We start from the raw sequence: 9,004 nt of genomic DNA, 5'->3' as shown, positions 1-9,004 counted from the left end.
GGCGGCGGTGCCTACGACATTACTTTTCGTACACTGCCTAGCAAGCTCAAGGCCGGCTACAGTTACGACGTCTTGGGCGGCACCTACACAAACAATAGGCGACGCAGTTCTGAGATGGTATCCGAACACAGCTACAGCGGGCTAAACATCGACTGGCTGCAAGACATCCAGCCCGAGCCGTTCCTGCCTCAGTGCCTCATTCCCAGTTCCGCATCATCCATCAGCGCCTTGGCCAGCGCGCTCAGGTAATACGACGCCCAGAGCAGTTGCGGCTTTTCTTCCATGATTCCGGCAATAGCGGAAAGGGGACGAATCTATTTTTTACTCTAATTGCTGCCTCAGCGGGACCTAAGGGGCCACGAAACCTAGGTGATACCGGCTGAAGAGAGCAGCCCTATTCAATAGGTGATCCTATACACTCATCGAAAATTTATTGAGAAGATGAAACAGGGCGGGCCGAAACTAGAGTAGCGAAAATAAATCCGTCCCCTTTTCCCCCTGCACGATGAGGCGAATCATGGAGCTATTTGAACTTTTCGATATTTTTCTGCGCGATGGCTGCGTAGAAAAACCCGAACTTCTTGGTGTTTCCGACTTTTTCCAGGAAACACTGGAGAATGCCGGATATTACTTGACTGGCGAGACCTGTAATTTTCACTCCTATGAAAATTACATAGATATATTCCATAAAAGAAATTCACTCTGGATACTCCATAAACAATACTTCAATAAAAAACTCCCCATTGGCAACGGATTCGAAATAGGACCTCGCGCCAGATTGACAACACTCATAAAGAATCTACCAGCATCAAGATCGCTAAAATTTTTCTTTGATGAAACTCGAAAAGAAGGAGCAATGACGATAGATGACTATTACGTGGTCAGGTTTAACGAAACTTGTTCACGAGGCGCTTATCTTATCGAAACACTAGAAAGTTCTCTTGATAAATCTGGGGAGTATGAATATTTGGCAATCCGAATGGTGGTCAGCACACTAACCGAAAGTGACATGAATTCCCCCTTAAACAGAGAAGACGCCCAGAAGCCCTATAGGAAACTAAAAATTGCACTTTGCAAACGCTCCCAAGCCACGCCAAAACCTGAGCATCAACAAATTAGATGAACTAAGGAAATGCTAAATTCAAACCAAGCATTTCTAGGTTGCTTTACGAGAAGTACTGAACTAAAGACTGACAATTTCCGAGCGAACTCTCATTTCTAGCAAGCTCAAGACTGACTACCGTTACTACGTCTTGGGCGGCATCTACACAAACAGCGGAAATGGGACGAATTTATTTTTTTACTCTAATTGCTGCCTAAGCAGGGCCTAAGAGGTCACGAAACTTAGGTGGTATCGGCTGAGTAGAGCATTCCTACTTAATAGTCTATCTGGCGAGGGAGCTGACTGGTAATAGTAGATTCGTGGGTGACCTTATACGGCAAACCACCTCCAGAGGTTGGGCGGAGATTTGCAGAGATGAAAAATACTGCATATGCAGGATGAAAAAATGGTTGTACTAAAGGCCAGGATTGACACGTTCAAATCCGATAGCGGAAGTGCTTGCTTCACCCAGTGCTGTTTGATTCTCGGCGACGTGACAGTCGGTGACTATGGCCAGCTAATGCTTGCCGGCGTTCTAGATGGCGCAATCAAGGACTTTTTTGAACGAGCTAAGGTTTGCGAGCCAATACAGTTAACAGTCAGCAACCTTAAAGTCAAAATTCAAGAAGCCGAGGCAGACATAAGAAATTCCTACTTACCTATTGGGGTAGAAGGTTTTGACGGTGACTTTGTAGGATTTGTAAGAATTGACGACCGCGAGAGCATGGTGGTTAGACTTTGGGGGGAAGAGGCTTTAACCCTGCTAGATATAAGCAAGTCAAATTATATAAAGTTCATGCATGGCCTTAGAGAAACCTTGGCTGAGCAATGTAAAGCGCTAGGACTGAATCTTGATCGGGACTCAGCATAGGTGCAATGAATGGGGGCGGCATCTGCCGCCCCCAAAAGTATCGTGCTGCATGAGTGATCCAGGCCGACTGGCTATGAGACACCCAGACCGAGCCGTTCCTGCCTCAGTGCCTCATCCCCAGTTCCGCATCATCCATCAGCGCCTTGGCCAGCGCGCTCAGGTAATACGACGGCCAGAGCAGTTGCGGCTTTTCTTCCATGATCCCGGCAATGGTCAGGTCGCGCACGTAGCCCATCAGTTCCGAAGCCTGTTCGCGGACGTGCTGGCAGGGGATGCCGGGTTCGATGCAGAACAGCGGGGCGGTCTGGCCTTCGCCTTGGTAGAACTTGGTTTTGCCGGCGGTGGTGTCGTCGGTGGTCATTGTTTTTCTCCCTGAAGTGGTGGGGGCCTGGGCGGGCTCTTTCGCCAGCAAGGCTGGCTCCTACAGGTGAAACGCAGCCTCGGTAGGAGCCGGCCTTGCCGGCGAACAGGCCCGGCCAGGGCCTAGTGCAGCGTGGCCGGGGACCTGGGCTGGGCATGCACGGCCTGATGGGCCACGGTCAATGCGCACAGGGCGTATTCGCTGGCCTGGATGAGGGTGTCTTAAAGGGAATGAGGATGGGGTGGGTCGGGGACGATATTTAACATGACGATCTCTTGCTGATGAGTGGGGCCACCACCGTCTGCTGTCAAACAAGAGGGTGGCAGCTGTACATGGGTTGACAGACCGGTCAGCAAGAGCAAAACCCCGGCGCACACGAAGTGCCCCACGTACAGCCGCCATATAAAGCGAAACCGTTGAAGTTGCTCTTGGAAGTCGGCCTGTCAAAGCCGGTCGCTGATTCAAGCGATCCGCCGAGACTAGAGCCGTGCCAGAACGACCGCAACGGAAAAAGGGCGGCGGGAGTATGTTTGGGAAATGGACTACAAGGAAGGGGTTAAATCTGATTTCAGGGCTTGGAATGCACTCATCATCGATGAGTGCTATATCACTGTGGATTCTGCTTTACCCAACAGTGGCATCGTTCGACCCATGGCTCTGGCATGATTCAGCACGCAGCCTGTAGGAGCGGCCTTGTGCCGCGAAAGGGCCGCAAAGCGGCCCCGGCGATCTTTGTTCGACACTGAAATCCTGGGGCCGCTACGCAGCCCTTTCGCGGCACAAGGCCGCTCCTACAGGGATCACGCTTAAGGTGGTGGGGTTTGCCCGCGAAGCAGGCACCCCGTTGCCGGTGTTCGCGGGCAAGCCCGCTCCCACAGGGCTTGTCGTTTTACGGATACACTGCCGGGCATGAACCTCGACACCCGCATCAAGTACCGCCACCTGCTGTGCTTCCTGGAGATTGCCCGGCAGGGCAGCCTGGCCAGGGCCGCCGACGTGCTCGCCATCAGCCAGCCGGCGATCTCCAAGACCCTCAAGGAGCTGGAAGACCTGCTTGAGGCGCGCCTGTTCGAGCGCTCACGCAACGGCGCCGCGCTGACCCCGGCCGGCACCCGCTTCATGCGCTACGCCGGCCCCAGCGTGCAGGCCCTGCGCGAGGGCGTGGGCAGTGTGCGCGGCGAGGCGCGCACACCGTCGCAGGTGCGCATCGGTGTGCTGTCGACCGTCGAGGGACTGTTGATGCCGGAAGTGCTCTGCCGCCTGCACCAGCGCCACGAGGCACTGGTGATCAGCGTGGTGACCGGGGTCAGCGCGCAACTGCTCGGGCAGTTGCACCTGGGCGAGCTGGAGCTGGTGGTCGGGCGCATGACCGACAGCCCGCAGATCCAGGGCCTGTCGTTCGAGCACCTGTACAGCGAATCGATGGCCCTGGTGGTGCGCCCGGGCCATCCGCTGCTGGCCAGCACGCCGGTGGAGCGGGCCCAGGTGGTACGCTACCCGTTGGTGCTGCCGCCCCAGGGCACCACCATTCGCCAGCACGCCGACAGCCTGTTCGTGCAGTGCGGCATCCCGATGCCGGCGCAGCGCCTGGAAACCTTGTCGCTGGCCCTGAGCCGTCGCTACCTGCTGGGCAGCGACGCGTTGTGGGTGGCGCCACGCGACGCGGTGCTGCTCGACCTGCGGCACAACGAACTGGCCGAGCTCGACCTGGGCGTGCGCGAGCCGGGCGGCTCGGTGGGCATCTGCCGCAACGCCGCCTTGCCGCAGAGCCTGCCGGCCCAGTGGATGTGCGAGGTACTGCGCGAAGTGGCCGGGCAGTACCGGGACGGCGACTACCCCTGAGCCGGGCGGGTGAGCAGGGCGCTGAGGCGTTTGAGATTGTCGTCGCCCAGGCTGCCGCTGGCCGCCATCAGGCGCAGCTGGGCCTGGAGGATGGCGTAGCGCTGGCGGGCCAGTTGCAGGGTGGTGCGGGTCACCTGCTGTTCGGCATCCACCACATCGCTGCTGATCCGCGCGCCGGCTTCGAAGGCATGGGTGGTGATCTGCAGGTTGCTCTGGCTGGAGCGTAGCGCCTGCTGCAAGGCCTGGTACTGGCTGAGCCCGCCGGTCAGGTTGAGGTAGGCCTGGCGGGCCATGAAGTCGGCCTCGCGGCGGGCATCTTCCAGTTCATCCTCGGCGGCGCCATGCAGGGCGCGGGCCTCGCGGGTGCGGCTCTGGGTGCCGCCACCGGCGTACAGCGGCACGCTCAGTTGCACGCCGACCACGGTCTGGGTGTACTTCTCCTCGGGCACGGTGACGTCGTAGAGGCTGCCGCCGACCGAGGCGAAACGCCCGTGGGCGGCGACCAGGTCGAGGGTCGGCAAGTGGCCGGCCTGTTGTTTCTCCACTTCCTGCTCGGCGATCAGCCGGCGCACTTCGGCGGCCTGCACCTTGAGGTTCTGCGCCCGGGCCTGTTCGGTCCAGGCTTCCATGCGCGGCGGTTGCGGGCCGGCGAAGGCGACCTGCTCATCGAGCCGCGCCAGTTCGCCGGGGTCGTTGCCGATCAGTCGCGCCATGGCCTGCTGCTGCAGGCGCAGGGCATTGCCCGCGGCGATCTGTTCGGCCTGGGCCAGGTCGTAGCTGGCCTGGATGCGCTGCACTTCGTTCTCGGTGCCCGAGCCTTCGCGGCGGAAGCGTTGCGCCTTGTCCAGTTGCTGGCCGAGGCTGCGCACCTGCTGGCGGCTGGTGTGCAACTGGTCTTCGGCCAGCAGCAGTTCGAAGTAGGTGTCGGCCACACGCAGCATCAGGTCCTGGCGTGCCGCCAGCAAATCGATCTCGCCGGCAGTGGCCTGGGCCTTGCCCTGGGCATGGTCGATGACGTTCTGCCAACGCAGCAACGGCTGGACCAGCACCAGCGCGTAGGCGTTGGAGTTGTCCTTGTCGCGCTGTGCGCCACCGCTGTGCTCGCGGTCGACCCAGGCCGCGCCGCCCTCCAGCGACAGGTGCGGCAGCAGCGTGGCCAGCCCCTGGGGGGCCTTTTCTGCCGCCGCCTGCTGGCGTTGCTGGGCGGCGGCGTAGGCCATGTCGTGGTCCACGGCCTTGAGGTAGGTCTGGTACAGGTCGCTGGCCTGGCCAGGGTTGCTGCAGAGCGCCAGCAGCGCCAGCGTGGCTACGCGGATTCGAGGGCGGTGTCCGGGCATGTCGCAGATTCCTTTGCGGGTTGAGGCTTGGGGGTCCTGGGGTTGCGCATCATCAGCACCATGGGCACGCCGACCAGCATGACCGCGCCGAGCAGGCCGAAGAGCATGCTGAAGCCGAGCATCTGCGCCTGGTCGCGGGCTTCGAGGAAGGCCAGCAGGGTGTTGGCCTGGCCGGGGTCGAGCAGGTCGGTGGACAGGCGCCTGGGGTCGAGGTTGGCGACCTCCCAGCCACCGGCGAGCAGGCGGGTTTCGTCGACGTGCTCGGACAACTGCCGGTAGCGCGACCAGGAGAAGCGCGTGAGCAGGGTGGCGGCGATGGCGATGCCGACGCTGCCGCCGAGCTGGCGCATCAGGTTGAGCACGCCGGAGCCGACCGAGATCAGCCCTTGCGGCAGTTGGCGCATGGCCAGGTTGGTCAGTGGCACGAAGATCATGCCCAGGCCGAAGCCACGGATGACCAGCGGCCAGAACAGCGTGTCCGGGTTGCTTTGCAGGGTGAACTGGGTGTGCAGGTACATGGCGTAGCCGTAGATCAGGATGCCCAGGCAGATGAACACCCGCTCGTCGATACGGTTCTCCTGGGACAGCTTGCCGATCACCAGGGTGCTGACGGCGCTGGCCAGCGCGCCGGGGAAGATCACCAGGCCGCTCTGGTAGGCGCTCTGCTCGAGCAGGGTCTGCAACAGCAGCGGCACCATGAACAGGGTGCTGTACAGGCCGAAACCCACGCAGAATGCGCAGATCGAGCCGAGCAGGAATTCGCGGTTGGCGAACAGCGACAGGTTGACGATCGGGTTGGCGACCCGCCGCTCCCAGTAGCAGAACCCCACCAGGCCGAGCGCCGACAGCACCAGGCACAGCACGGTGAGGTCCGACTCCAGCCAGTCCCAGTGCTCGCCGCGCTCCAGCAGGATCTGCAGGCTGCCCACGCCGAGGGCGAGCAGGATGAAACCGAGGTAGTCGATGCTCTGCGGGCGCCGTTCATGGCGTGAGTCGTCCACGCACAGCCAGGCCAGCAGCAGGGCCAGCGCGCCGATCGGCAGGTTGATCAGGAAGATCCAGTGCCAGGAGAACGCATCGATCAGGTAGCCACCCACCGACGGGCCCAACGTTGGCCCCATCATTACCCCGACGCCGTACACCGCCATGCCGGCGCTGACCTTCTCCTTGGGGAACACGTCGTAGATGATCGCCTGGGAGATCCCCAGCAGGCCACCGCCGGCCAGGCCCTGGACCACCCGGCACAGCACCATCTGCCACAGCTCCACCGACAGCGCGCAGCCCAGCGAGGCGACCACGAACACGGCGGACGACACCAGGTAGTAGGCGCGCCGGCCGAACCAGGCCGACAGCCAGCCACTGGCCGGCAGGATCACCACGTTGGCGACGATGTAGCCGGTCGACACCCAGGAGATCTCGTCCACCGACGCCCCGTAGCTGCCCATCAGGCTGGGGATCGCGACGTTGACGATGGTCACGTCGAGCAGTTCCATCATCGAGATCAGGGTGACCGTCAAGGCCACCAGCCAGGGCGATTTCATAGGGTCTGGCCCTTGTCGTCACGGGTGTCGACCTCGACGAACACGCTCATGCCCTGGCTGATGGCGTCCTTCAGCCCGACGGGCAAATCCTTGAACTCGATGCGCGTCTGCACCCGCTGCACCACCTTGGTGAAGTTGCCCGTGGCGTTCTCCTGGGGCAGCAACGAGAAGCGCGCGCCCGTGGCCGGCACCAGGCTGTGCACCACGCCTTCGAAGGTCTGGCCGGGGAAGGCGTCGACGCTGATCCGCGCCGGTTGGCCGACCCGTACGCGGCCGATCTGGGTCTCCTTGAAGTTGGCCACCACCCAGACGTGCTCGGTGCTCACCAGGCTCAGCAGTTTCTGCCCGGCCACCACGAACTGCCCGGGCTGCACATCCTTGTGCACGATGAAGCCGGCCCGCGGCGAGGTCTGCCGGGTGTCCTGCAGGTTGATGCGCGCCAGGGCCAGTTCGGACTCGGCGGCCTTGATCCGGTACTCCTCCACCTTGAGCGCCGCCTGGTTGGCCAGGGTGCCCTCGCGGGCGGCGTTGGAGTTGTCGCGCGCGCCCTGCAACTGGTGGTTCAGGGCGCTGTAGCGGGCGCGCGCGGCTTCCAGGTCCTGGGTACTGACCACCCCCTGTTCGGCCAGGCGCTGGGTGCGCCGGTAGTCGCTGGCGGCCTGCTCGACGTTGGCCACCAGCTGGCCGATCATGGCCTTGGCGGCCTGGCTGCGGGCGACGGCGCCGCGCACCTGGCTGTCCACCAGCCCGGGCATGCCGCCCTGGCCGGTCGCCACCAGGGCGCCCAGGTAGTTGGCCTCGGCCCGTTCGACCCGCTGGTGGTATTCGTCCTCGCGCACCTGGAACAGCAGGTCGCCTTTGCCCACCTGGGTGTTCTCGCGCACCGGTACCTGGACCACCACACCGCTCAGCTTGGCGCGGATCGGGATGATGATCCCTTCCACTTCGGCGTTGTCGGTGCTGACGTACTGCCGCGCATACTGCCAGCGCTGCCAGCCCAGCAGCGCCAGGCCCGCGAGCACCGCCGCGCAGACCGCCAACTTGGCATGCTTGCCTTTCAACATGTCATACACCCTCGTTCGTGTTGCCAGGGACAGGGGCCCTTGCCCGCCGCATCGGTGGGCAAGGGCATGGGTTCACACGGCGGCGGCGACGCTCGCCTGGCGGGCCTTGTGCGTCGCGCGCTGGTCGAGCTGTTCGAGCACGCCCTGCCACAGCAGCGTGCGGGCGACCAGGGCGTCGCGCGCGCTGTGCACCAGTTCCTGCTGCTGTTCTGGCTGGTCGACGATCTCGGCGATGATCCGCTTGGCCGCCGGGCCGTGGTCGTCGCCGTCCATCTCGATGTGGCGCTTGAGGTAGTAGGTCAGCATCGGCACCTTCGACTCGTCGATCGCCCATTGCTCGAGCAGGCGGCCGAACATGTCGGGGATGATGTCTTCGCGGCCGAAGAAGAAGTACGCCAGCACCTGCACGGTCGAGCCATTCAGGGCCACGTCCAGGGTCTTGCTGACGAACACCCGGGCCGGCGCTGGAATGTCGGCGCTGTCCAGGGCATGGGCGAGGGAGGTGCCGGCTTGCAACAGGGCCTGGAAGTGGCGGAACGGCCCGGTGTCGGCGCCGATCTCGTCCATGGCCTGCAGGTACAGCTCCAGGTGGCTGATGAAGCCGCCGCCCGGGCGCTCGTCGGTTTCCTCGCCGGTGACGATCTCGTTGATCAGGCGCGCGGCCAGGGTGTGGCGCGGTGGCAGCCAGGGCAGGTCGACGCAGGTCAGGTCGCGCTGGATGCGCTTGAGCAGGGTCATGAAGTCCCACACGGCGAACACGTGGTTCTCCATCAGCAGGCGGACATCCTCCACCGTGCTGATGCGGGCGAACAAGGGGTGTTCCAGCAGGGTGCGGCGCTCGTGCTGGATCAGGTTATCGACTTCGAAGGACATACTCGGCTCCATG

Annotated in this window: 8 protein-coding genes and 1 pseudogene; 3 read left to right on the top strand and 6 right to left on the bottom strand. The window is 62.3% G+C overall.

What is annotated here, in order from left to right; translation table 11 throughout:
• Positions 1-188 precede the first annotated feature (188 nt).
• A pseudogene (locus tag P5705_RS16920) lies at positions 189-296 on the bottom strand (DUF3077 domain-containing protein); the annotation flags it as partial.
• 221 nt (positions 297-517) lie between these two features.
• On the opposite strand from P5705_RS16920, the gene P5705_RS16915 reads away from it, so the two are divergent.
• Together P5705_RS16915 and P5705_RS16910 are read left to right on the top strand one after the other, a co-directional pair.
• Complete coding sequence (locus tag P5705_RS16915; protein WP_277462004.1) at positions 518-1,123, top strand: hypothetical protein; 606 nt, start codon at positions 518-520, stop codon at positions 1,121-1,123.
• A 370-nt stretch (positions 1,124-1,493) separates the two neighbouring features.
• Positions 1,494-1,973, top strand: coding sequence for a hypothetical protein (locus P5705_RS16910; protein ID WP_277462003.1), 480 nt, complete (start codon positions 1,494-1,496; stop codon positions 1,971-1,973).
• Between the two features lie 103 nt (positions 1,974-2,076).
• Here P5705_RS16910 and P5705_RS16905 read toward each other — a convergent pair whose 3' ends face one another.
• Complete coding sequence (locus P5705_RS16905; RefSeq protein ID WP_277462001.1) at positions 2,077-2,334, bottom strand: DUF3077 domain-containing protein; 258 nt, start codon at positions 2,332-2,334, stop codon at positions 2,077-2,079.
• Positions 2,335-3,243: 909 nt separating this feature from the next.
• On the opposite strand from P5705_RS16905, the gene pcaQ reads away from it, so the two are divergent.
• On the top strand, positions 3,244-4,176 hold the full coding sequence (gene pcaQ / locus P5705_RS16900; protein WP_277462000.1) for a pca operon transcription factor PcaQ: 933 nt from the start codon (positions 3,244-3,246) through the stop codon (positions 4,174-4,176).
• On the opposite strand, the gene P5705_RS16895 is transcribed toward pcaQ, so the two are convergent.
• From P5705_RS16895 to P5705_RS16880, 4 genes are all read right to left on the bottom strand, one after another.
• Entirely contained in the window at positions 4,167-5,513 is a 1,347-nt protein-coding gene (locus tag P5705_RS16895) for a TolC family outer membrane protein (protein ID WP_277461999.1), read from the bottom strand. The two genes, pcaQ and P5705_RS16895, sit on opposite strands and share 10 nt — an antisense overlap.
• Positions 5,483-7,054: a DHA2 family efflux MFS transporter permease subunit gene (locus P5705_RS16890; RefSeq protein WP_277461998.1), complete on the bottom strand. Its 1,572-nt coding sequence runs from the start codon at positions 7,052-7,054 to the stop codon at positions 5,483-5,485. Before P5705_RS16890 ends, P5705_RS16895 begins: the two co-directional genes overlap by 31 nt.
• Positions 7,051-8,118 carry an HlyD family secretion protein gene (locus P5705_RS16885; protein WP_277461996.1) on the bottom strand — a complete coding sequence of 356 codons (1,068 nt, stop codon included), beginning with the start codon at positions 8,116-8,118 and terminating at the stop codon, positions 7,051-7,053. The genes P5705_RS16890 and P5705_RS16885 overlap by 4 nt, the downstream gene beginning before the upstream one ends.
• Before the next feature lie 72 nt (positions 8,119-8,190).
• A complete protein-coding gene (locus P5705_RS16880) occupies positions 8,191-8,991 on the bottom strand; it encodes a DUF3050 domain-containing protein (protein ID WP_277461994.1) in 801 nt (266 codons plus the stop codon).
• Between the last annotated feature and the right edge of the window lie 13 nt (positions 8,992-9,004).

Origin of the sequence: Pseudomonas entomophila (genome assembly GCF_029478665.1) — a bacterium.
Taxonomy (GTDB): domain Bacteria; phylum Pseudomonadota; class Gammaproteobacteria; order Pseudomonadales; family Pseudomonadaceae; genus Aquipseudomonas; species Aquipseudomonas entomophila_F.
The sequence above is the reverse complement of the archived record's forward strand: the minus strand, read 5'-3'. Positions and strand labels throughout refer to the sequence as shown.

Coding starts and splice junctions, on each gene's coding strand:
- P5705_RS16890 (WP_277461998.1), bottom strand. CDS start 7,054: ATGAAATCGCCCTGGCTGGTGGCCTTGACGGTCACCCTGATCTCGATG.
- P5705_RS16885 (WP_277461996.1), bottom strand. CDS start 8,118: ATGTTGAAAGGCAAGCATGCCAAGTTGGCGGTCTGCGCGGCGGTGCTC.
- P5705_RS16910 (WP_277462003.1), top strand. CDS start 1,494: ATGCAGGATGAAAAAATGGTTGTACTAAAGGCCAGGATTGACACGTTC.
- P5705_RS16880 (WP_277461994.1), bottom strand. CDS start 8,991: ATGTCCTTCGAAGTCGATAACCTGATCCAGCACGAGCGCCGCACCCTG.
- P5705_RS16905 (WP_277462001.1), bottom strand. CDS start 2,334: ATGACCACCGACGACACCACCGCCGGCAAAACCAAGTTCTACCAAGGC.
- P5705_RS16915 (WP_277462004.1), top strand. CDS start 518: ATGGAGCTATTTGAACTTTTCGATATTTTTCTGCGCGATGGCTGCGTA.
- P5705_RS16895 (WP_277461999.1), bottom strand. CDS start 5,513: ATGCCCGGACACCGCCCTCGAATCCGCGTAGCCACGCTGGCGCTGCTG.
- pcaQ (WP_277462000.1), top strand. CDS start 3,244: ATGAACCTCGACACCCGCATCAAGTACCGCCACCTGCTGTGCTTCCTG.